This window comes from Amycolatopsis sp. NPDC043887, from assembly GCF_056435665.1.
In genome coordinates, this window is record NZ_JBWKEB010000014.1 from 165259 (window position 1) to 187853 (window position 22595).

The window sequence follows — 22595 nt, forward strand, 5'->3', positions numbered from 1 at the left end:
TCTACAAGGTGAACTCGTGGTTACGGAGATCTGGATGGGCTACCAACGTTTCGTCGCGCTCGGCGACAGCTGCGCCGAAGGGCTGGCCGATCCCCATCCGTCGGGCGGCTTCTACCGCGGCTGGGCCGACTTAGTCGCGGCACGCCTCGCCGAGGAAGAGCCCGGTTTCCGCTACGCCAATCTCGCGGTCCGCGGCCGCAGGCTCGACCAGATCCACGCCGAACAGACCCCGGCGGCGAGCAGGCTCCAGCCGGATCTGATCGCCTTGTTCGGCGGCGGCAACGACGTGATGAGCCGAGGCTGGGACGCGCGCTCGGTCGCCCGCCGGGTCGACACGGCCATCCGTGCCTGCACCGAGATCGCGCCGGTGGTCGTCACCTTCACCCTCAGCGACATCTCCCATCGCATGCCGATGGGCCACCGCATGCGCCCCCGCCTCACCGCGCTGAACGACGCCGTCCGCGAGGCGTCCGTCAGCTACGGCGCGACCCTCGTCGACCTCTGGCCGGACGACGCCGCGCACGATTCCCGCTACTTCGGCCCGGATCGGCTGCACCTGTCCGAGCAAGGCCATCGACGCCTGGCCGGGCACGTCCTCGGCAGGCTCGGCGTCTCCCACGACCCGGCCTGGCTCGCCCCGCTGCCCGGATCGGCGGGACGCCCCGGCCTGCGCGCGGATCTGCGGTGGCTGACGCGAGAGGTCCTCCCGGTGGCGGTCAGCCGGTTCCGCAACCGGCTCATCGGCCGTCAGCCGGGCGACGGTTTCCTGCCGAAGCGCCCCGAGCTCCTGCCCGTCCACGAGGAGAGCCGGTCGTGGGCGCCCGAACCCGCCTGATCGACACCGCGGCGAACCTGCTGGCCGAAGAAGGTGTCGGCGCCGTGACGCTGCGCGGGATCGCCAAGGCCGCCGGCGTATCGCATGGTGCGCCGCTGCGGCATTTCCCCGGCCGCGCGGCACTGCTCTCGGCGGTCGCCACTCGCGGCTACACCGATCTGCTCGATCGCGGCACCGGCCTGCCGGACGGGACACCACGCGAACGGCTCATCGCGGCCTGCCACGGCTACCTCGATTTCGCGCTGGCCAACCCGGCGATGTTCGAGCTGATGTTCCGCCGCGACCTCATCGACGCGGACGATCCCGAACTCACGCGGGTCAGCAGCGCGGTGTTCGACTTCTTCGCCGCGATGGTCGCCGAACTGCAGGAAGGCGGCTGGCATCCCGCGACCGATCCGCGGCTGCTCGCGTCCTCGCTGTGGGCGTCGCTGCACGGCCTCGCCCAGCTGTGGCTCTGGGGCGGGCTGGCGGGCGCGAGCTTCGCGCCCTCACCGGAAAGGGCGCTGGCCGTCACCCTCGACGCCTATCTGGGCTGAACCGGGAAGTCCTTGCCCAGTACGGATTTCGCGGCATGCCAGCCGCCCATCCCATGCACACCGGGCCCCGGCGCCGTCGCCGCCGAACACAGGAAGACACCGCCGAGCGGGGTCCGATGCGGATTCCACCGGGCGACCGGGCGTCCGAGCACCTGCCGCAGATCCACCGCGCCGGCGGCGACATCGCCGCCGGGATAGTTCGCGTTGTACGCCTCGAGTTCCGGCGCGGTGAGACAGCGGCTCGCCAGGACCGTGTCGGAGAATCCGGGCGCGAACCGTTCGATCCGCCGCCGGACCAGCTCCGTGGCGTCTCGCGGATCCCCTTGCGGCACATGGCAATACGCCCACACCGGCCGCTTGCCCGGCAGCCCGCGGGACGGGTCGAGCGCCATCGGATCCGACACGAGCACGAACCGGTCGTCCGGATCTTCCCCGCGCGCGACGGCGTTTTCGGCGGCGTACACCTCGTCCCGCGTGCCTCCGAGATGGACGGTGCCCGCCTTGCCGACCTCCGGCACCGCCCACGGAACCGGTTCGGAAACCAGGAAATCCACCTTCGCCACGCCTGGTCCGTAGCGGTAGGACTCCAGCGCCTTCCGGTATCTCGGCGGCAGCAGATCGCGCGCGATTTCCAGGAAACCGCGCGGGGCGACGTCGAGGATCACCGTGCGCGACGTCGCGAGTTGCCGCAGATCGGTGATCCGGCTGCCGGTGTGGATCCGCCCGCCCCGCGCGCGGATATCGGCGGCGAGCGCCTCGGTGATGGCCTGGCTGCCGCCGCGGGCGATCGGCCAGCCGGTCGAGTGCGCCAAGTGGCCGAGCAGGAGAGTCGCGCCTGCCGCCGCGAGCGAAGGTTGACGGCCCATCACGTGCGCGGAGACTCCGGCGAGGAGGGCGGGCGCTTCCGGGCCGGTGAACAGGCGGCGTTCCAGACCGGCGGCGAGCATCGCGATCCTGGCCGGGAGAAGGGCGGCGACCCGAGGATCGCGGGGAGGACGGCGAAGGTCCCCGAGCAGGATTTCGGCCAGCTCGCGGCTGTGTTCGGCCAGCGGCCCCAGCAGGCGGCGCCACCGGGGGCCGTCCGCGCCGAGTGCGTCACAGGTCCGGTCGAGATCTTCGTAAGCGAGCCCGGCCCGGCCACCGTCCAGAGGATGCGCGTACGCGATCTCCGGCCGCAGGAGATCGACGCCGTGCGCGGCGAGATCGAACCAGCGGAAGAACGGGGACGCCGCGGCCAGCGGATGCCCGGTGGCGCAGATATCGTGCCGGACTTCGTCTTCGAACAGCGAAGCCGTGCGCGTCCCGCCGCCGATCTCCTCCGCCGCCTCGTGTACTTCGACCGTCAGCCCCGCTCTGACCAGCAGGACCGCGGCCGCGAGCCCGTTCGGGCCGGAACCGACCACCGACACGTCGACCGCCATAGTGCCCCCTTGCCGGGATCGGCGACAGCTCACCCGAATATTGTCGGACCTCTCTCCTAGATTGATCCGCTCCAACCCAATCAGGAAGGAGGGCCATGCCCGACCATGACACGCTGCTCGCGCGCGTCCGGAAACTCCTCGCGAAGGCGGAGGACCCGGCGGTCACCGAGGCCGAAGCCGAGTCGTACAACACCAAGGCCGCCGAACTGATCGCCCGGTACGGCATCGATCAGGCACTCCTGGCCGCCTCCGGGGCGACCGCGGACGAGATCACCCAGATCATGATCCCGCTCGACAACCCGTACAGCCGGGACAAGGCGGGACTGCTCACGAACATCGCGCATCCGCTGCGCTGCCGGGCCCTGCTGCACCGGCTCGGCCAGTCGGTCACCGCGGTGACGGTGTTCGGTTTCCGCTCCGATCTGGAACGCACGGAGCTGCTGTACACGAGCCTGCTGCTGCAGGCGACCACCCAGCTGACCCGAGTACGCCCGGAGAACCGGGTGTTCGCGGGCGAATCGCTGGCGGCGTACCGGCGAACCTGGCTGCACGGGTTCTCCGGCGCGGTCTACGAACGGCTCCGCAACAGCGAGGACACCGCCGCACGGACCCATCCGGCCGCGGCCGGCCACCGTTCGGCCGAACTCGTGATCCAGGACCGGACGGCGATGGTCAAGCAGGCGTACGACGAGCAGTACGGAGACCTGCGCTCGGCGCCGCCGAGGCGCTTGTCCGGCAGCGGCTACCTCGACGGGCACTCCGCCGGCGAGCGCGCCAACCTCAACACCACCGGTATCACCGGACGGCGCCGCGCGCTGCCCGTGCGCTAGTCAGCGCTCCCGCCGGGAGGGATCTCGTCCGGTTCCGGCGGCCGGACATGGTGAATATGCGCCTCTTCGCAGGCACCGTGAAGATCGAAGTTCAACCGAGCCACCGTGAGCGACAGGCGCCCGTTGGGGCCGCCTCGGACGACGTCCGCGTCGTGATCATCCTGCCCGTCGTCCTCCCAGAAGCAGACAGGGCAGATTTCGTACGCGCCGCGCTCGCCCACCGTGAGATAGCCACAGCAAGGACAGGCGTGCACTCCGTCGCCTGCCCCGCATTCCGCCCGCATGGCGAAAATCCACCTCGTGAGAATCGCGTGTCCTCGGGTCTACTGAGGACATGATCGTGATCGAAGACCTGGCCACCCGGCCCGACTTGCGCGAGCCCGCGCTCGCCCTCGGCGGTGTCGGCGGCGAATTCCTCCAGCACGGCCTGGCAGGCCTGCTGGCGAAGTCGTCCCACCTGGCCGCCCGCTGGCCGGAATACTTCCTCGTGCTGCTGGAAGACGGCGTACCGGTGGCGAGAACCGCCGCCGTCCCGGTCGGTTTCCCCACGGCCGAACGCCCGGAACTGCCGGACCACGGCTGGGACGCCGCCCTGATCTGGGCCGCGGAAGATCTGATGAGCACCCGTGAGACGAAGACGCTGGTCGCACTCGAAGTGCTGGTCGCGCCAGGCCGCCGTGGCGGCGGCCTGGCCGCGAAAGCGTTGCAGGCACTGAAAAAGCGCGCCTCGGAAACAGGAATGCGCAACCTCGTCGTGCCGGTCCGCCCGGCCGGGAAGGAGAACGAACCAGAACTGTCCTTTGAGGACTACATCGTCCGCCGTCGCGCGGACGGGCTGCCGGAGGATCCGTGGCTGCGCACGCATGAACGGCTCGGCGCGCGGTTCGTGAAAGTGGCGCCGTTCGCTATGACGGTCACTGGCACCTTCGCCCAGTGGAAGGCGTGGACCGGCGCCGACCTCCGGGACGGCCTCACGACCGTGCCGGGCGGGATCGCGCCGGTGCTCGCCTCCTCGGCGCTGGACGTCGGCGTCTACGTCGAACCGAACGTCTGGCTCGAGCACCTGGTAGACGAAGCGAGCACCTGCTAGATTTCTTTGGCATGTGCAGGAGCTCGGCATGACCGCCACCGGACCGTCCGGCGACGAGCTGCTGCGGCTGCTGGGGGCGCTGGCGAATCCGCACCGGCTGCGGATCGTCGCGGCGCTGCGCGCGGAACGCGCGTATGTCAGCCAGCTGGCGCGAGAGCTCGGCATCAGCCGGGCACTGTTGCAGCTCCACCTGCGCAAACTGGAGGCGGCCGGGCTCGTTTCGGCCACATTGGAGCTGTCGGAGGACGGGAAGGCGATGAAGTTCTACGAGGTGAAACCGTTCCTGGTCGAGCTGAGCCCGGACACCATCGCCGTCGCGGCGCCGACGCTCAGCACACCGCCACCGGGTGACGAGGGGGAACGAGCGTGAACTGGCATCAATGGCAGGAGGTCGCCGGGCTGATCGGCATCTTCGTGTTCCTCACCGTGGTGATCACGGTGGTCGTGTGGCAGTTCGGCGCGACCATCCGGGCCAAGGGCGCGCTCGCGCGCGAACAGGAATACCGCAGGCTCGCCGAGAAGGCCGTCCAGGCACAGGAAGAGACCGAACGCAAACTCACCGAACTCGACGGACGCCTCGCGGATCTGCGGAAGAGCGTGAGCACGGTCGAGCGGATCCTCAAGGAGGTCGACTGACCGGCCGGTGAAAGACCCTGGGCCGCCGAGCGGCAACTCGGCGGCCCAGGAAAGAAGAAGCAAAAACCTCGCCCGAGGCATCTCACTCCTTCACGTAAAGGACTGTAGTTCATGCTGCCCGAAAAGATCGCCGCGTGGTCCCTGCGGCATCGCGCGCTCACCCTCGCCGGCTGGATCGCCCTCGTGGTCGTCGCCCTGCTGTCGGGAATGCTGCTCGACGGCGAAAGCCGCCGCAGCACCGATCCCGGCGAGTCCGGCCGCGCGCAGACCGCGATGAACGCGCAAAGCACCTTCGATCCCTTACGCGAGAACGTCCTCGTCGCGGCGAAGGAGCCCGGCTCACCGCCGTTCGCCGCGAACGAAGAACTCCGGCGGGCGACCGAAGACCTGATCACCACGCTCACCGGGTCCGGCGCCGTCACCGACCTCCGCTCGCCGCTGGACGCCGACGGCGCCGAGCGGATCTCGGCCGACGGCGCGTCCGGGCTCGTCGGCTTCGCGATCGCGGGCGGAGCGAAGGACATCCGCCCGAACTTCGAGACCGCGACCGCGATGGTGGACGCGGTCGCCGCCAGGCATCCCTCGGTCCGGCTGGGCCTGTCCGGGGATCTCAGCCTGTCGTCCGTGGTCGACAAGGGCATCCGGGAGGACGTCAAACGTTCGGAACTGCTTTCCCTGCCGCTGACCCTGGTGATCCTGCTGATCGTCTTCGGAGCGCTGGTCGCCGCGTCGGTTCCGCTGCTGCTGGCGGGCACGAGTGTCGCGGCGACGTTCGGCTTCCTCTCCGTCGTCGACGACTTCACCCCGATCAACGGCGCGACGACGGTGATCACCCTGCTCATCGGAATGGCGGTGGGCGTCGACTATTCGCTGTTCTTCCTCAGGCGGCAACGGGAAGAACGCGCGCGGGGCCACTCCGTCGACGGCGCGATCCTCATCGCGGCGCGGACCTCCGGGCATGTCGTGGTCGTCTCCGGCGTCACGGTCGTCCTGTGCGTGGGCGGGCTGGTGTTCACCGGTCTCGACAACTTCACCGGGCTCGCGATCAGCACGGCGTTCGTGGTCGGGCTGGCCGTGCTCGGCGCGGTCACCGTGCTGCCGGCGCTGCTCTCCCTGCTGGGCGACAAGGTCGATCGCGGGCGGATTCCCTGGCTGGGCGAGCGGCGCACCGCCGCGGAGAACTCGCGGTTCTGGTCCGCGACGGCTCGCGTGGTCACCCGGCGGCCGGCGTTGTGGGGCGGGCTCGCGTCCGCGCTGCTCCTCCTGCTCACGCTGCCCGCGCTCGGCATGCGCCTGCAGGATCCGACGCCGGCGGAGAGCCTGCCGCGCTCGATGGCGACGATCGACGCCGCTGTCCGCACCCAGGAAGCCTTTCCGGGAGTCGTTTACCCCGCCACGGTGGTACTGACGGCCGAGCGCGGCGGCCCGGTCGACAGCCCGGCGCTACGAGCGGCGATCACGGATCTCGAACGGCGGATCGGCGAATCCTCCGGTGTGCTGAACAAGCCGATCGCCGTCGGAGGCGTCGACCAGGCCGTGGTCGTCCGTGTCCCGCTGTCCGGCGCGGGCCGCGACGCGGAAGCCGACGCCGCGCTCGCGAAACTGCGCACCGAAGTACTCCCGGAGACGGTCGGCAAGGTGGACGGTGTCGAGTTCGCGGTGTCGGGCCGCACGGCGAGCGCCCGCGATTTCGCCGACCGGGTGATCGAGCGGATGCCGCTGGTCTTCGGGTTCGTCCTGCTCGCGGCGTTCTTGTTGCTGCTGCGGGCTTTCCGGTCCGTGCCGGTGGCGCTGGTGTCGATCGTGCTGAACCTGCTGTCGATCGGCGCGGCCTACGGCGTGCTCACCTGGATCTTCCAGGACGGCCATTTCGCTTCCCTGCTGGGCTTCACCCCGTACGGCGGGGTGGTGGGCTGGCTGCCGATGTTCATGTTCGTCCTGCTGCTCGGGCTGAGCATGGACTACCACATCTTCATCCTCAGCCGGATCCGCGAACGGCGGGCCGAAGGCGCCGTCACCGCGATCGTCCGCGGCACCGGCACGAGCGCGGGGGTGGTCAGCGGGGCGGCGGTGATCATGGTCGGCGTGTTCAGCGTCTTCATCACGTTGAGCGCGATCGAGTACAAGATGATGGGCGTCGGGATGGCGGTCGCCGTCCTGATCGACGCCACCCTGATCCGCGGCGTGCTGCTGCCCGCCTTCCTGGCGGTGCTGGGCGAACGGGCCTGGCGGCGTGACCGTAAATCCGTGGCCCGCGAACGCGTCCCGGAACTATCGTCGCCGAATGCCTGACGCGCTCTTCGCCCACGCCCGGCTCGCACCGATCTACGACGCCTTCGACGGCGCTCGCGACGATCTGGAGCACTACCTCGGCATCATCGGCGAACTCGGGGCGAAGAGAGTGCTCGACGTCGGCTGCGGCACCGGCTGCCTGGCCGTTCTCCTTGCCGCACGCGGGATGGAGGTCGTGGGAGTCGATCCCGCGGAGGCGTCACTGGAGGTCGCGAAGGCCAAAGACCCGGAAGGGAAGATCACCTGGATCCACGGCGACGCGAAAGCGGTGGGTGACGCCTGCGCCGATCTCGCGGTGATGACCGGGAACGTGGCCCAGGTCTTCCTGACCGACGGCGAATGGCGCCGGACGCTCGAAGGTATCCGCACCGCGCTGGTGCCCGGCGGTCACCTGGTCTTCGAGATCCGGCGCCCCGGTCGCCGCGTGTGGGAGGACTGGGCCGCCGACACCGCGCACGACGTCGTCGACGTCCCCGGCGTCGGCGAGGTCGAGCAATGGCGTGAGGTCACCGAGGTGAACCTCCCGTTCGTGTCGTTCCGGTACAGCTACCGGTTCTCCGACGGCGAGGTCGTCACCTCGGACTCGACGCTGTGGTTCCGCGAACGCGAAGAACTGGAACCCTTGCTGGCGGAGCACGGCTTTCGCGTCCTGGACGTCCGGGACGCCCCGGATCGCCCAGGACGCGAGTACGTGTTCATCGCCCGGCGAGACTAGAGGATTTCGCCGTCCGGAACGGTTTTCGGCCCGGTGATCTTCACGTCGCCACGGACGACGACGCCCTTCCCGAAGGTGACGTCGCCGTCCACGGCGAGGCTCGTGCAGTCCTTGAGCGAAGGCGCGGAAGGGATACGCGCGTCGAAGTCCGGCAGGAGCTTGTAGAACTCCTTGCTCAGCGACACGACCGGCGGGGTGGTGGTGAACTCCGGGATCATCTCCCCGCTCTCGTCGAGCACGTACGCGTCGGACCGGACGACGAGCAGGTCGTCGGTGGTCTTGACCGGCGCGAACCGGGTCCGCGGGATTTCGATGGCCCGCGCGCCCTCGACGGAGCCGATCGCCGCGCCCATCGCCGTTTCGAGCTGGATCACCGGTGTGCTGGCCGCGTCCGCCGGATCGACGGTCTTCCGGTTCACGATCAGCGGCAGATGCGGCGCGGCCGGGTCGGCGTCCTGGAGGGCTTTCAGGCGTTCGAGGTCGATCCAGATGTTGTTGGTGTTGTAGAACCGCCATTTGCCGACATCGCCGAACGAGTCGTCGCCGTCGGGGACCTGCGCGGATTCACGCAGGACGATCCGGCCCGCGCGCCGCGCGAGGTGCCCGCCCTTGCGGTCGGCCGCGGTGCCGAGCACGGTCTCCATCGCGAACGGGATGTCCTCGGTCGCGAGCCACGCGGCGATCCGCGCGTCCGGCAGCGCGCCGAGGTTGTCGGCGTTGGACACGAAACACCAGCGGATGCCCTCCGTCAGCAGCGTTTCGAGCATCCCGCTCACCGCGAGCGCGATGTAGATGTCGCCGTGTCCCGGCGGGCACCATTCGAGTTCGGGGTTCGACGGCCATTCGGCGGGCCGCCCGTCGGCGGTGATCTTCGGTTCGCGGCCCTGCAGGAAGTCGGCCGGGATGACGTCGTCGGCGAGATCGGGATACTGCTTCAGCAACTCCAGCGAAGGTTCGCGGGTGCCCGCCGAATTCATCAGGATCAGCGGGAGCCGCGCGCCGTAATTCTCGCGGGTCGAAAGCACCTGCATGGCGATGACGTCGAGGAACGTCTTGCCCGGCTTGATCTCCAGCAGCGACTTCGGCCCGGTGAGCCCCATGCTCGTGCCCAGCCCGCCGTTGAGCTTCAGCACGGCGGTGCGGTCCAGCACCCGGCGCGCTTCTTCGGCGTCCGGCTCGGGCAGGTCGACGAGCCTGCTGATGTCATCGAGCGGTTCGAGCTCGTTTCCCGGCAATTGACCGGCGCCGGGTTCGGACAGCTGCTCGAGACGCCGCCGCAGAGCGGCCAGCTCCATGGCGTGGGCCCCCGCGGAACGCATTTTCGACAGCGTTTCGGCGAACTGATCGGACAGGTGCGCGTCAGAGCTCATTGTGCCCTTTCTGAACCACTGCGTCGGGGCGTCAGTGCCGTTGGTGAACCCTCGTCCGCGATCGACGTCGGCAGGACGCGGCCTCGTCATACCTGTCACGGTGACGAGCAGGGCGCCTGCCACCGCGATAGCGGGGCCTGCGGCCGGGGCGGGTTCACACTCAGGGTCATTTTCCCGGCTACGTCTCAGCTCCGCGAACAGGCGTCAGTCTATTACCGGTCGCGGCGCCAGGCCGTGCTCCGGGGTCAGTACCCCGGTCATGCGGACGTCATGCGGTTCCGCGGGCAATTCACGCACGAGTTCGGCGTCCCGGACGACGGCGATCAGCGCGGCACCCGACGCGGCGAAGGAGAGCGACCGGTCGTAGTACCCGGCGCCCCTGCCGAGCCGGACCCCTTCGTCGTCGACGGCGAGCGCGGGGATCAGCACCAGATCGGCCGTTCCCAGCGTGTCGGGACCGAGGCGGCGCCCCGTCGGTTCGAGCAGTCCCCGCAGCCTGCCGGGCCCGAGACTCGACGGGCCCTCGAACGCGGCCCACTCCAGCGGCCCCGGCGTGTCGGGGACGATCGGCAGCAGCACGCGTTTCCCTTGATCGAGAAGTTGATCAAGCAGTGCCGTCGAACCCGGTTCGGTACCGAAGGGTACGTAGGCGCACACGACCTCGCCCGGCAGCCGGGAGGCCGCGGCGGCGAGCGCCACCGCCTCCCGCGCCCGCACTTCCGACACCTGCGAACGTCGTTCGGCGGTTATCCGGGAACGCCACTCCGCTTTGCTCAGGTGTTCATTGCCGGGCTCGCCCACGTGGTCAGGTTAGGCTTCACGCCTATGACAGGCGCAGCGACCACCCCGGCGGCACGGACCACGAGGAGCTTGCCCGATCGGGCGATTTCCGCGGCTTCGGACCGCATCACTCCTGGTAACGGTGGTGAACTTCAGTTCACCGACGGGCCCACATCGCGTGCCTGGTCGAACGAACGGATCGAGATCCCCCAGTCATGACGGAGCCCATCGCCGAAGCGGCCGAGACCGAAGACGCGGGACAGTTCCGTTCCGTCGAGGATCAGATCGCGCTGACCCTGGACGCCGCGGTGCGCCCGCGCCCGGTCCGGGTCGCCATCTCCGAGGCCCAGGGCCTCCTGTGCGCCGAAGAGGTCGTCGCCGAACACGCGCTGCCCGGTTTCGACCAGGCCGCCGTCGACGGCTACGCGGTACGAAGCGTCGACGTCCGCACCGCGGGCCAGGAGCCGGTGCAGCTGCCGGTGGTCGGCGAGATCGCCGCCGGTTCCCGCCAGCCGCGGCGGTTGCAGCCCGGCCAGGCCGTGCGGGTCGACACCGGCGCGCCGCTGCCGACGCTCGCCGACGCCGTCGTCCCGACCGCCTACACCGACGGCCACCAGGCCAAGGTCACCGTGCACAAATCCGTGCCGTCGGCGGCCTACGTGCGCCGGACCGGCGAGGACGTGCAGATCGGCGACGTCGCCGTACGCAAGGGCGACACCATCGGCTCGGCCCAGGTCGGCCTGCTCGCCGCGGTCGGCAGGGCGAAGGTCCTGGTCTACCCGCGGCCCCGGGTGTCGATCGTGTCCGTGGGCGACGAGCTGGTCGACATCGACCGCACCCCGTCGGTCGGGCAGGTCTACGACGTCAACTCCTACGCGCTGTCCGCGGCCGCGCGGGACGCGGGCGCCGAGGTGAGCCGCGTCGGCATCGTCCCCGGCGACCCGAAACGCCTGCGGGAGGTCGTCGAAGGCCGCCTGCTGATGTCGGAGATCGTGGTCGTCGCGGGCGGCGCCGGCGGCAGCGCGGGCGACGAGGTGCACGCGGCGCTGTCGGACCTCGGCCACATCGACATGACCCGCGTCGCCATGCACCCCGGTTCCGTGCAGGGTTTCGGCAGGCTCGGCCCCGATTCGGTGCCGACGTTCCTCATCCCCGGCAATCCGATGAGCGCGCTGGTCGTGTTCGAGGTCCTGGTCCGCCCGCTGATCCGCGCCGCGCGCGGCACCCGCAACCCGCACCGCCGGATCGTCGGCGCGCGGCTGCTCTCCCCGATCACCTCGACCAAGGGACGCAAGGGTTTCCTGCGCGGCCAGCTGCTGCGCGACGAGGGCAACGGCGAGTACCTGGTGCAGCCACTCGGCACCTCCGGCGCGCATCTGCTCGCGTCGCTCGCCGAGGCGAACTGCCTGATCAACATCGACGAAGACCTCACCGAGGTCGCCGCGGGCGAGCAGGTCAAGGTGACCTTCCTGGCCCAGCGGGCGTAATGGGCGCACCGATTTCCGGCGTCGCGTATCCGATCGAGAGCAGGCATCCGGGCTGGCCCGCGAAGCTGGGCCCGCTCCGGGTGCCCGCCGGGATCCTCGCCGTCCGGCCGGTCCGGCTGCGGGACGCCGGCGACTGGAGCCGCGTCCGGCTGCGGGACCGCGAGCACCTCGAAATGTGGGAACCGACCGGCGTCGGGCCGTGGCCGGAGCGCAACGCGTATTGGTCATGGCCGTCCCAATGGCTGGCATTACGCGGCCTCGCCCGGCGCGGGCAATGCCTCCCGTTCACCATCACGGTGGATGGACGCTTCGCCGGACAGATCACTGTGGGTAACGTCATCCGAGCGTCGCTCCGATCCGCCTGGATCGGCTACTGGGTGTCGTCGGACATCGTCCGCGGCGGCGTCGCGACCGGCGCCGTCGCCCTCGTCACCGACCATGTCTTCGATTTCGGCGGGCTGCACCGGCTCGAGGCGACCGTCCGCCCCGAAAACACCCCCAGCCTGCGGGTTCTCGCCAAATCGGGCTATCGGCGAGAGGGACTTTTCGAGCGCTACCTCGATGTCGCGGGCGGCTGGCGGGACCATTTCTGCTACGCCGTCACCAAGGAGGAGACCGGTGACGGACTGGTCTCGCGGCTCGTCGCGAGAGGCCTCGCGGAGCGCGTTTGACCCCGTTACCGGGTCGTTCCGGTGACCGCGTTACCACAAGCTGTGAGATTCACCTAATTTGGTGATGCATTTTCCGTGATCGGAACCGGCGAGTCTGCGCGGCGTGTGTGACTGTTGTGGCTAGCGTGACTACAGCAGTGGATCGGGGGAGGTGACGGGAGATGCCCAGTTCGGTGATCATCGTCGCGCTCGCAGCGGCATGGCTCGTCGTTCTCGTGCCCATGGTCGCCCGCAAGCGCCAGCAGGTCGCACGGACGACGGACTCGGCCTTGGCGGCGCGAGTCGTGCGGAGCGGGAGCACACGCCACGAGGGACCGGAGGAGTTCGCGATGGCGGAGAACACGGAACCATCGGTAGAAGACGACCTGGCGGAACTCGAGGCGGAACTCGACGCCGACCTCGAAGACGAGGCACCGGAGGCCGAGCCGCTTCCCCAGCCCTCGCGCACGGCCCGGCCCGAAAGAGAACGCCAAAGCACCGGCTACCGGCCAGGCCGGGGCGGATTCGACCCGGAGGCGGCCGACATCGCCGCGCGCGCCAAGTACGCGTTCCGGCAGCGGATCGTCATCGCCCTCCTGGTGCTGGTGGTCACCACCGCGGCCGTCGCCGGCTTCCTGACCCCGACGGTCTGGTGGGCCAACGGTGTGGTCGACGCCGTCCTCATCGGCTACCTCGTGTACCTGCGCCGCCAGGTCCGCATCGAGAACGAGATCCGGCAGCGCCGCCTCGCCCGTTTCAACAGCACCCGCGCCCCGCGCCGCCCGGCGGTCGAGGACGACGAAACCCACGAGTCCCCTGAGGACATCGAGGTCGTCGCCACCGAACGCCCGGCCGTCGTGGAACGCAAGCCGTCCCCGATGTCCCGCCTGCGGCGCCAAGCCGTCGTCGTCGACCTCGACGACGAGGACCCGGCCTTCCACGAGCTCGACGAGCCCGGGACCAGGCCTTTCCGCCGGGCCTCCGGAGAGTGACCCCCCTTGTTCGGGGCTCCATGAGCCACTGATAGGCTCATGGAGCTCCCAATGAGGGGCAAGATTCACCAGGGGCTGTAGCGCAGTTGGTAGCGCGTCTCGTTCGCATCGAGAAGGTCAGGGGTTCGATTCCCCTCAGCTCCACAGATATCTGGCTCGTGCCCGCAGAGGGCGCGGGCCTTTTCTGTTCCGCGTGTCTTGTGGGGGTGCAACCCCATCACCAAAGACAAGTTCAAGCAAGTCGCAGGCCGCTTTCTCCTTCGGGAGGGAGCGGCCTTTACGTTGCCGTCGTACTCACCGGTGGCGGCCGGCACACAAGACAATGGCCCGTGCCCACGGTGGGCACGGGCCATCGGCGCCGTGGTCACTCAGGCGGATTTCACGCCATAGACGAGGTGGGTCACGCCCTTTCCTTCGACGACCCGGGGACCGGTCAGGTCGACCACGAGGTCCTTGAACCGCTCGAAGAGGCGGATACCGTCGCCGAGAAGCACGGGCACCACCGCGACCTGGATCTCGTCGAGGAGCCCGGCCTCCAGGCACTGCTGGGCGATGCTGGGGCTCGCGACGCAGACCGACTTGTCGCCCGCGGCGGCCTTCGCCTGCGCGATAACGCTTTCGATCCCGTCCGTTACGAAAGTGAAGGGCACGTCCGCGCGCGGCCAGCCGTCCGGGACGCTGTGGGTGGCGATGAAGACCGGCACGCCCGTCGGGTGCTTCCCGTCCCATCCTTCGGCGAGATCGAAGGTGCGGCGACCCGAGACCAGCGCGCCGGTGTCGGCGATGGCCTCACGCAGATACGCGGCGCTGTTCTCGCTCACCTGGAAGGTGATGTCGGGGTGAGCGGACGCGACGGCGACATCACCGGTGCCGTACCAACCGAAAACCTTGTCGACCCCATCGGAAGGGTCGGCGACGAACCCGTCAAGCGACATCGACATGTCCGCGACAACCTTGCCCATCGACTTCTCCGTTCATCAGTTGCGGTCCGTGGTCGTTTCGCCACGAAGTTCGCTTATTGAGACGTACGGAGTCCGGACGACTAATCGGCCCGGGCGGGGATTCACCCATTAGTGCAGGTCACAAGGTCAGGGGCAGGCCGAACGCCGGAAACAGGTGCGGTTCGAACGACATGACCTCCGCGATCTCGCCGTCTTCGATCCGCAGCACGTCGAGCACCTGGGCCCGGAATACCTGCGTACCGGGCCGTTGCACGTAACCCGCGGCGGCGGGCTGCCGGTTCGCGACGGTCGGCAGATGCCGCCAGCGTCCGAAATAACGCGGCGACCCGGGATCGATGACCGGGCCGAGGAATTTCGTGATCGACTCCCTGCCGGACACCCACAGATCTTCGGGAGGCATCGTCAGCAGGGCGTCCTCACGCAGCAGTTCGGCCATCGCCGCGACGTCGTCCTCCTCGGTGGCGGCGATGTAGCGACGCAGGACGGCCTGCTCGTCCTCCGTCGGCCCGGCCTGCCGCGTCCATTCCGACCGCCGCTCGGGGAGATGTTTGCGCAGGGTCGAACGGGCGCGTTGCAGAGCGCTGTTGACCGAAGCCGTGCTCATCTCCAGGAGTTCCGCGGCCTCCGCGGCGGGCCAGGAGAGCACGTCCCGCACGATCATCACCGCCCGCTGCCGTGGCGGCAGATACTGGATACCGGCGAGGAACACCAGCTCCACGGTCTCCCTCGACACCACCGCCGCGTCCGGCTCCTGCTCGGTCGAGACGACCTCGTTCAGCAGCTCGTCCGGATAGGGTTGCAGCCAGGTGATGCGCGAAGGCGGCTCGGGATTGCCTTGGGTCACCCCCGCCGAGGCCTCGTAGTGCTGAGGCCGACGCGAGTGCCGCCGAAGGAAGTCGAGGCACGCGTTGGTGGCGATGCGGTACAGCCAGGCTCGAAAGCTGGACCGTCCCTCGAAGCCGTCGCGTTTGAGCCACGCTCGCAGGAAGGTCTCCTGCACCAGGTCTTCGGACTCGTCGTAGGAACCGACCATCCGGTAGCAGTGCAGTTGCAGTTCCCGCCGATGCCGTTCGACCAGCGCCGCGAACGCGCCCTCATCACCGGTCCGCACCGCCTCCGGTGACACCACGTCGTCGGTCTCGTCCGGGCATTCGGCAGACGGCGGCGTTTCCGTCACGCGGTCCGGTGTTACGTTTTTCGGCGGTTCCGCCTTCGCGGGCGAGCCGGTGCCCGCCTCGGCCGCGTCCAGGGCGACACGGGCGATGCGGCGCAGCCTGCTCACCGAGGACGACAGACCGACGACGTCGGCGTAGAAGGCATCGGGACGCTGCGGCGCGAGACCGGTGATCCGCTTCTCGATGTCGGCGATCAAATCGGTCACCCGATCCCGCTCCGCCGAGGTGTGCCGGTTCCGATACGACTTCTGGCGGCAGGCCGCCGAACAGTAAGCCGATGTCCTGCCCCTTTTGCCCGGCTGCCGCGGCAGCGGCTTGCCGCAGGTTCGGCAACCCTCGTCAGGCATGACGCACCACCAAATACTAGACCGGCCCTTGACATTACGCATTAAGCCACGCAATGCCAAGGGCCGCCAGCCGATCATCGCAAACGTGAATTATTCATGAAACGATCGGTAGGAGATCATGTCCGGGACTATCGGCGAACACCGACGAAGGTTCCGGTGTCCGGCGAAAGCGAGTCCGTCCCCTCGACCAATTCGACGGCACAGCCCGCCTTTTCCAGCGCGGCGGCGTACTCGTCGCGAGTGAACAAGGTCAATCGCTGCACATTGACGAAGTGGTTGATACCAGCGGAATCCGCGGTGACGAAGTGCGCCTCCTGCCGGACCCGGCGACCTTCTCGCGCCGAATGTGAAACCCTGGCGATCGTCCGGCCGTCGCTCCGGGTGACGGAATCGGAGACATAGCCCTCGATGTACTGCTCCGGGGAATACCACGGATCGATGACGAGGACACCGCCCGGCGAAAGGTGCCTCGCCATGCTGGCGATGGCACTGTCCAGCTCATCGGTCGTTGCCATGAAGCTGATCGAATTGAACAGGCAGCAGACCGCGTCGTAGGTGCGGCCGAGGTCGAACTGCCGCATGTCGCCTTCGTGGATCCGCACACCGGGAACCTTCGCGCGGGCTCGTTCCCTCATCTGCGCGGAGAGCTCCAGGCCCTCAAGGCGGGTGAAGGTCGGCTTCAGCGCCGCCAGGTGCTCGGCCGTCCCGCACGCCACGTCCAGCAATGAGGCCGCTTCCGGCCGCCGCGCGCGGACGATGGCGGCCAGCAGCGCCGCTTCGGCCTGGTAGTCGCGGGCGCGGTTGGTGTAGATCTGGTCGTAGATCTCGCTCAGGTCGTCGTCGTAGACGTTGTTGTCGGAGGTCTCAGCCTGGAGGGTCATGCCGCTTTCCTTACTGGAGAAGCCGAATGGCGCCCCTGCTCACGGCGCTCACTGACACTGTCACGAACAGCGCCGACGATGCGCTCCACGTCGGCGTCCGAGAGGCCCTGGTGGATCGGCAGGAGCAGGGTGCTCGCCGACGCGGCGTCGGACCGGGGCAGCCGCACGTTCGCACCGTAGGCCTTGACCTTGTGCAGCTGCGCGTAGCGGAAGGTGGTGTAGATACCTCGCGCGTACAGGTCGCGCGCGACGTCGTCCCGGATACCGTCGTCGAGCTGGATCCAGTACATGTAGTGCGAGGTCGTGTGCCCTTCGGGCAACGGCGGCGGCTGGTGCAGGGCGTCGACGCCGGCTAGTTCCCGGTCGTAGTGGGCCGCGATCTCGGCCCGGCGTTCGATGAATCCCGGCAGGCGGTCCAGCTGCACACTTCCGACGGCGGCGAGCACGTCATTGCTGATCGACCGCCGCGAGAACGACGAAACCTGGAACTCCCACCAGCGGGTGCGGGAGCGCAGCGCCTCGTTGTAGCCGCTGGTCTGTTCCAGCCCGAAGTACGCCAGTTTGGGCGCGCGAGCGGCGAGTTCGGGGTCGCGGACGTACAGCATCCCGCCGTCCACGGTCACCACGATCTTGCCGTAGTCGAAACTCCACACGCCGAAATCGCCGAACGTGCCACAGGCCTTTCCGTCCACAGTGGACGCGACCGAGACCGCGGCGTCCTCGATCAGCTGAATCCCCCGCCCCTTGCAGAGAGCCGCGATCTGGGCGACCTCGCCCGGATAGCCGCCGTAGTGCAGGATCGCCACCGCCTTGGTCCTCGGGGTCAGGACGGCCTCGATGTCGGCGACGGTCGGATTCAGGGTGCGCCGATCGACGTCGCAGAACACCGGCCGCGCGCCGCGGGAGGCGATGGCGTTGGCGACGCCGACGAAACAGATCGTCGGCAGCACGACCTCGTCACCCGGCCCGATATCGGCCAGTTCCATCGCGAGGAAAGTCGCTTCCGTGCACGAGTTCACCGACAGCACGTGGTCCTTGCCGACGCCGATGTGGCCGGCGAAGCCCTCCTGGAACTCCTCCACCTTCGCACCGCGGCCGACCCAGTTGCTCTCGAACACCTCTCGAATGGCCGACAGCTCACGTTCGCCCAACGACGGCTGAACCACATTGATCATCCCGGGCACTATGACTCCTCTCCGCACGGGTTTTCCACTGCTGGTCCGCCCCGCCCGACGGCGAGCACCGACCGGTCACCAGAGCCGCCCGGCTGTCGCCAGCCGGGCGGTCTCTCGGTTGCGTTCTACGCGCTGGCCACCGGAGCGCGCTCTTCTTCGGCGACGGCCTCCGGAGCTTCCTCGTCCCCGTGACCGTGGTCGCCGCTCATCGGCGGGACGTGCCGCAGAGTCGCGATCGCGACACCGGCGAGCCCCACGAACGCGATCGTGCAGACCACCGCGACGACGTTCAGCCCGGAGGTGAACGCCTCCTTGCCGGAGGTGATGAGCGAGTCGGCCACCGACGTGGACAGGTTCTTCGCGATCTCGAGCGCCCCGGCGAGGGATTCGCCCGCGGTCGCGCCGTCCGCCGTCCCCGCGATCTCGGCGGGAACGGTCACCTCACTGCGGTAGACGGCGGTGCCGATGCTGCCGATGGCGGCGACACCGAGCGCGACGCCCAGCTCACCACCGGTCGACGACAGCGAAGACGCCGAACCCGCCTTGTCCTCGGGAGCGGCCGGGACGACCATCTGGCTGACCAGCGGGCCGACCGGGCTGACGCCCAGGTACACGATGGTGAAGCCGACGATCAGCAGCGCCACGCCCGTGGTCGCGGTCACCTGCGTCAGGACGAACATGCCGATCGCCGAGATCAGGGTGCCCGCCGCCAGCACGTAGGCCGGCCGGATCTTCTTGGCGACGGCCGAACTGATGAAGATCCCGGCCAGCAGCACCACGGTCGGCACCAGCAGCCACAGTCCGGCGTTCATCGGGCTGAAGCCTTCGACGAGCTGCAGCTGCAGCGCGATGAACAGCCCCGCGCCGCCCTGGACCGCGGCGATCAGGAACGACAGCAGCAGCGCGCCGCTCACCGCCTTGATCGCGAACAGCCGCACGTCCAGCAGAGGGTTCTCCAGCCGCCGCTGACGGAGGACGAACACGATGCCGAACACCACACCGACGACGATCGCCACGACCGAGAGCGTGTCCCAGCCGATCCGCGCCAGCTCCTTGAAACCGTAAATGAAGGGCAGGATCGCGGCCAGCACCAGGATGACACTGACCGGGTCGAGCCGTCCCGGGCTCGCTTCCTTCGTGTTCGGCAGCAGGAACGGTCCGGTCACCAGCAGCAGGAGCATCACCGGGACACCGATCAGGAAGACCGATCCCCACCAGAAGCTCTCCAGCAGCACACCACCGACGACCGGGCCCAACGCGACCCCCGCCGTCATCGCCCCGGCCCAGACCGAGAACGCGACACCCATTTGCTTCGGATTCGGGAACATGGTGAAGATCAGCGCCAAGGTCGACGGCATGATCGTCGCACCGGCGATACCAAGCAACGCCCGCGCCGCGATCAGCATCTCCGGCGAGGTCGAATACGCCGCGAGAATCGAGGCCAGCCCGAACGCCGCGGCACCGAAGAGCAGCACCCGGCGCCTGCCGATCCGGTCGCCGAGCGTGCCCATGGTGACCAGGAAACCGGCGATCAGGAATCCGTAGATATCACTGATCCACAATTGCTCCGACGCGGAAGCTCCCAAATCCGCTGACAAGCTCGGCAACGCAAGGAACAACACCGAAATGTCCAGCATCGTCAGCATTGTCGGCAGGGCCAATACCGCTAATCCCAACCATTCACGCCGACCTGCTCGAGGGACCGCCTCGTCAACAGACACAAACCTCACCTCTCTCGGAATGTTCAAAGGGCACCATCACGGGTCCCACTATCTGTAAGCGTGTCAAGACTCAGCGTCGGCGGCATCTTTCAAAATGCGACATCGGGGGCAAATGGGAACTTCCGTCGCCGGGCAGGCCTTCAGCGCCTACGATTCGACTCGGTCAGTTTTTCGAGCATCGGAACGATTTCGTGCGGGCTCGGGCGGGAAAGCCACTCTTGATACGCGGCTTCCGTGCCTTCTCCGAACGCGGGTTCGGTCACGACCTGGAGGATCGACTTGCGGATCTCGTCGACCGACTGGGTCCGGTGATCGAGCCGCACACCGTTGCCGCGGCCCAGCACGTAGTTCGCGGTGGGAGTCGATTCCAGCTTCTTCGCCGGCATTTCCCACTGCGTGACCTTCTCGCGGGCCTCCTCGCGCACCCCGAATTCCCAGCCGACCCGGTACGTGCCCGAGTCCAGCGCGCCCTGGTCCCCGGCGACCGCGCACCGCGGGCACAGCCCGCCCGACGGCTCCTCCTCGACGGCCCGGATCAGGAGTGATTCGTCGGTGTCGCAAACGATCTGCGGCACCTTGAACGCGATCGACGCGGCGAAGGTCCCCATCCCGCCGTGGTGGATGATCGCCGAGCAGGTCGGCAGCAGATAGGTCAGCGGGACCCACTCGATCCGCCGCACGTTGGCCGGCAGGGTGCCGACCCCGTCCATCTGCAGTTCGTTCAGGGTCGCGATCACGTCGACGTCGAGATCGGCCACCGCCTCCATGATCGCCGGCGTGCGGCCCCAGTCCCCCTTGATGAACCGGCGGGTGGATTCGCCGAGCGTCAGCGCGATCCGCGGCCGCTCCGGCTGCTCGTACAGCCATTCGGGCAGCGTTTCGGTGCCCGAATAGGGCACGTAACGCATCGAAATACGGGTCGAGCTGTTCGGCAGGCCGAGGCCGGGCGGCAGCGGGTCGATGGACCATTGCCCGTACATCAGTTCGTCGTCGACTTCGATCCCGTATTTCTCGGCGAGCGGCCGGAGGAGATCCGCCTGCGGGTTTTCGGACAGGCCCGCCGCCTGGAGCTCGGCACGGCGCTCGGCGAGCTTGTCCATGCTCCACGCGAAACAGTCCGGGCCCATGAGGAACCGGGCATGGGCGGCACCGCAGGCGCGGGCGGCGACCGGACCGGACGCGAACGTCGGATCCCAGATGACCAGGTCCGGTTTCCACACCTTGGCGAAGCTCACCAGGTCCGACGCGTCCGGAAGGTCGGTCCGGACGTAGTCGGACACCGCGTTCAGCAGATACTGGTAGAAGGCGATCCAGTGCTCACGGCCCTCTTCGTCGAGGCCGAGGACCTCGGCGTAGTGCAGGACGTCCTCTGGCCCGGGCGGGGCCTTCGCGTCGGGGCGCATCCGCGCCTCGTTGGCGTTCGGGTCGCCCAGCCCCACCGGCGAGAGACCGACGCCGGCGACGGCGTCCGCGAAGCTGGCGTGCGTGGCCACCCGGACCTCGTGCCCGGCGCTCTGCAGCGCCCAGGCACAGGGCACGATCGGCCACAGGTGGGCGAACGACGGATAGACGGTGAACAACACTCGCATCGGGACTCACCCCTCCTCAGGCGACTCGTGCGGAACTGTCCCCGTGACCGGAAACGGCTCGCGCGTAGTGGTCGGCGATCGCGTGGAACGATTCCTTCTTCTCCCACCGATAGGTGGAGTTCACATCCGAGAAGTCGTCCCTGATGGTCTTCAGGACGGCCATGCTCGCCATGTCCAGGTCGTATCGCGGATCGGGCGAATGCGGATGGGTCGGGTGGATCAGTTCCGAGACCGTGACGCCGTCGACGCCCGCCGTCTCGAACAGATCCAGCATCTTCCGGTGGTAGCCTGCCTGGGCGCGCTCGTCACGGACGTAGCCGTCGACGATCGTCGGCACCTCGCCGCTGCGGTCGGCGATGTCCCAGACGAAGAACGCCTTCTGCTCGGCGCCGGTGTAGGTCGCCGTCCCGTATTCGGTGATCCGGATCGGCTTGTTCCACTTGCGGTATCCGTCGATGAACGCCAGATGCCCTTCGCGCGTCCGGGGTTTCGGCGTCCAGTGATACTGGATGCCGACGAAGTCGAACGGGTCCCAGTCCACGTCCTCGAACGGCGCGGCCGAGTAGCCGACCTCGCCCTCGAAGTTCGCCCTCGCCACCGCCGCGGCCTTGCCGAGGAACTCGTTGAGCAGGGGCGCGGCGGCCGCCGTGTCGACCTGCGCGGTCGGGTGGAGCAGGAAGTGGTTCGCGTCGGCGAAGACATTCGCCATCCGCTCGTGATAGAAGCCGCCCTCGATGAGCCCGGGGGTGAAGATCAGCTGCACGGCGCCCACGCCGAAGCTGATCAGAGCGCCGTCGCCGCGCAGCGACTCGGCGAGCCGGGCGCCCTCGGCGAGATGATCGAGGATCTCCTGCTGCGTACCTTCCACCAGCCGCGGCTGGAGGTACACGTGCAGGCCGCGGTCCACCGCGGCGGTCGCGGTGGCGGTCAGCCGATCGAGATCCGTGCCGAAGACCGTGACCGAGTTGCAGTTCAGGTCCGAGCTGATGACGTCGATCTCGGTCTGCATCAGCGAGTCGCTCCACACGTTCCTGGAGAGCTCGCCCTGGCCGGTGGCGAAGTTGGTGCCCGTGTCGTAGGCGACACCACGGTAGTTCGTCATCGTGTCTTC

General features: G+C 68.6%; 22 protein-coding genes and 1 tRNA gene. 12 read left to right on the forward strand and 11 right to left on the reverse strand.

Annotation, left to right across the window (positions count from 1 at the left end):
• Positions 1-34: 34 nt before the first annotated feature.
• Positions 35-835, forward strand: a complete 801-nt coding sequence (locus tag AC069H_RS32375; protein ID WP_478234896.1) for an SGNH/GDSL hydrolase family protein — start codon at positions 35-37, stop codon at positions 833-835.
• On the forward strand, positions 814-1371 hold the full coding sequence (locus AC069H_RS32380; RefSeq protein WP_478225483.1) for a TetR/AcrR family transcriptional regulator: 558 nt from the start codon (positions 814-816) through the stop codon (positions 1369-1371). Before AC069H_RS32375 ends, AC069H_RS32380 begins: the two co-directional genes overlap by 22 nt.
• Here the strand turns inward: AC069H_RS32380 and AC069H_RS32385 are convergent.
• Entirely contained in the window at positions 1359-2792 is a 1434-nt protein-coding gene (locus AC069H_RS32385) for a phytoene desaturase family protein (protein WP_478234840.1), read from the reverse strand. The two genes, AC069H_RS32380 and AC069H_RS32385, sit on opposite strands and share 13 nt — an antisense overlap.
• A 95-nt stretch (positions 2793-2887) precedes the next feature.
• On the opposite strand from AC069H_RS32385, the gene AC069H_RS32390 reads away from it, so the two are divergent.
• On the forward strand, positions 2888-3622 hold the full coding sequence (locus AC069H_RS32390; RefSeq protein WP_219148241.1) for a DUF2786 domain-containing protein: 735 nt from the start codon (positions 2888-2890) through the stop codon (positions 3620-3622).
• Here the strand turns inward: AC069H_RS32390 and AC069H_RS32395 are convergent.
• Positions 3619-3906 (reverse strand): CPCC family cysteine-rich protein, encoded by a 288-nt coding sequence (locus tag AC069H_RS32395; RefSeq protein WP_478234841.1) that lies wholly within the window; start codon positions 3904-3906, stop codon positions 3619-3621. The two genes, AC069H_RS32390 and AC069H_RS32395, sit on opposite strands and share 4 nt — an antisense overlap.
• A 50-nt stretch (positions 3907-3956) precedes the next feature.
• Between AC069H_RS32395 and AC069H_RS32400 the strand changes: the two genes are divergently transcribed.
• The 5 genes from AC069H_RS32400 to AC069H_RS32420 all read left to right on the forward strand — a co-directional run bounded on the left by AC069H_RS32400 (position 3957) and on the right by AC069H_RS32420 (position 8355).
• Positions 3957-4712 (forward strand): GNAT family N-acetyltransferase, encoded by a 756-nt coding sequence (locus AC069H_RS32400; protein WP_478234842.1) that lies wholly within the window; start codon positions 3957-3959, stop codon positions 4710-4712.
• A gap of 28 nt (positions 4713-4740) precedes the next feature.
• Positions 4741-5082, forward strand: a complete 342-nt coding sequence (locus tag AC069H_RS32405) for an ArsR/SmtB family transcription factor (protein WP_478234843.1) — start codon at positions 4741-4743, stop codon at positions 5080-5082.
• A complete protein-coding gene (locus AC069H_RS32410; RefSeq protein WP_478234844.1) occupies positions 5079-5348 on the forward strand; it encodes a hypothetical protein in 270 nt (89 codons plus the stop codon). The genes AC069H_RS32405 and AC069H_RS32410 overlap by 4 nt, the downstream gene beginning before the upstream one ends.
• A gap of 111 nt (positions 5349-5459) precedes the next feature.
• Positions 5460-7640, forward strand: coding sequence for an MMPL family transporter (locus tag AC069H_RS32415; RefSeq protein WP_478234845.1), 2181 nt, complete (start codon positions 5460-5462; stop codon positions 7638-7640).
• Positions 7633-8355, forward strand: coding sequence for a class I SAM-dependent methyltransferase (locus AC069H_RS32420; RefSeq protein ID WP_478234846.1), 723 nt, complete (start codon positions 7633-7635; stop codon positions 8353-8355). Before AC069H_RS32415 ends, AC069H_RS32420 begins: the two co-directional genes overlap by 8 nt.
• On the opposite strand, the gene AC069H_RS32425 is transcribed toward AC069H_RS32420, so the two are convergent.
• Together AC069H_RS32425 and AC069H_RS32430 are read right to left on the reverse strand one after the other, a co-directional pair.
• A complete protein-coding gene (locus AC069H_RS32425) occupies positions 8352-9725 on the reverse strand; it encodes a UTP--glucose-1-phosphate uridylyltransferase (protein ID WP_478234847.1) in 1374 nt (457 codons plus the stop codon). The two genes, AC069H_RS32420 and AC069H_RS32425, sit on opposite strands and share 4 nt — an antisense overlap.
• 204 nt (positions 9726-9929) lie before the next feature.
• Entirely contained in the window at positions 9930-10502 is a 573-nt protein-coding gene (locus AC069H_RS32430; RefSeq protein ID WP_478234897.1) for a 5-formyltetrahydrofolate cyclo-ligase, read from the reverse strand.
• A gap of 218 nt (positions 10503-10720) precedes the next feature.
• Between AC069H_RS32430 and glp the strand changes: the two genes are divergently transcribed.
• The 4 genes from glp to AC069H_RS32450 all read left to right on the forward strand — a co-directional run bounded on the left by glp (position 10721) and on the right by AC069H_RS32450 (position 13778).
• Positions 10721-11992 (forward strand): molybdotransferase-like divisome protein Glp, encoded by a 1272-nt coding sequence (gene glp, locus AC069H_RS32435; RefSeq protein ID WP_126736878.1) that lies wholly within the window; start codon positions 10721-10723, stop codon positions 11990-11992.
• Positions 11992-12663, forward strand: coding sequence for a GNAT family N-acetyltransferase (locus AC069H_RS32440; protein ID WP_478234848.1), 672 nt, complete (start codon positions 11992-11994; stop codon positions 12661-12663). The genes glp and AC069H_RS32440 overlap by 1 nt, the downstream gene beginning before the upstream one ends.
• Before the next feature lie 161 nt (positions 12664-12824).
• Complete coding sequence (sepX, locus tag AC069H_RS32445; protein WP_478225472.1) at positions 12825-13634, forward strand: divisome protein SepX/GlpR; 810 nt, start codon at positions 12825-12827, stop codon at positions 13632-13634.
• A 71-nt stretch (positions 13635-13705) separates the two neighbouring features.
• Positions 13706-13778, forward strand: a tRNA-Ala gene (locus AC069H_RS32450).
• A gap of 224 nt (positions 13779-14002) precedes the next feature.
• On the opposite strand, the gene AC069H_RS32455 is transcribed toward AC069H_RS32450, so the two are convergent.
• The 7 genes from AC069H_RS32455 to AC069H_RS32485 form a co-directional block, all read right to left on the reverse strand.
• The gene (locus AC069H_RS32455) at positions 14003-14596 is read right to left on the reverse strand and encodes a dihydrofolate reductase family protein (RefSeq protein ID WP_478234849.1); all 594 of its coding nucleotides are present in this window, start codon (positions 14594-14596) and stop codon (positions 14003-14005) included.
• 118 nt (positions 14597-14714) lie between these two features.
• Complete coding sequence (locus tag AC069H_RS32460) at positions 14715-15977, reverse strand: sigma-70 family RNA polymerase sigma factor (protein WP_478234850.1); 1263 nt, start codon at positions 15975-15977, stop codon at positions 14715-14717.
• A 269-nt stretch (positions 15978-16246) separates the two neighbouring features.
• A complete protein-coding gene (locus AC069H_RS32465; RefSeq protein ID WP_478234851.1) occupies positions 16247-16999 on the reverse strand; it encodes a class I SAM-dependent DNA methyltransferase in 753 nt (250 codons plus the stop codon).
• A complete protein-coding gene (locus AC069H_RS32470; RefSeq protein WP_478234852.1) occupies positions 16996-18174 on the reverse strand; it encodes a DegT/DnrJ/EryC1/StrS family aminotransferase in 1179 nt (392 codons plus the stop codon). Before AC069H_RS32470 ends, AC069H_RS32465 begins: the two co-directional genes overlap by 4 nt.
• A gap of 125 nt (positions 18175-18299) precedes the next feature.
• Complete coding sequence (locus AC069H_RS32475) at positions 18300-19811, reverse strand: MFS transporter (RefSeq protein WP_478234853.1); 1512 nt, start codon at positions 19809-19811, stop codon at positions 18300-18302.
• A gap of 224 nt (positions 19812-20035) precedes the next feature.
• Entirely contained in the window at positions 20036-21484 is a 1449-nt protein-coding gene (locus tag AC069H_RS32480; protein WP_478234854.1) for a nucleotide disphospho-sugar-binding domain-containing protein, read from the reverse strand.
• A 16-nt stretch (positions 21485-21500) separates the two neighbouring features.
• On the reverse strand, positions 21501-22586 hold the full coding sequence (locus tag AC069H_RS32485; protein WP_478234855.1) for a hypothetical protein: 1086 nt from the start codon (positions 22584-22586) through the stop codon (positions 21501-21503).
• Positions 22587-22595: the final 9 nt, after the last annotated feature.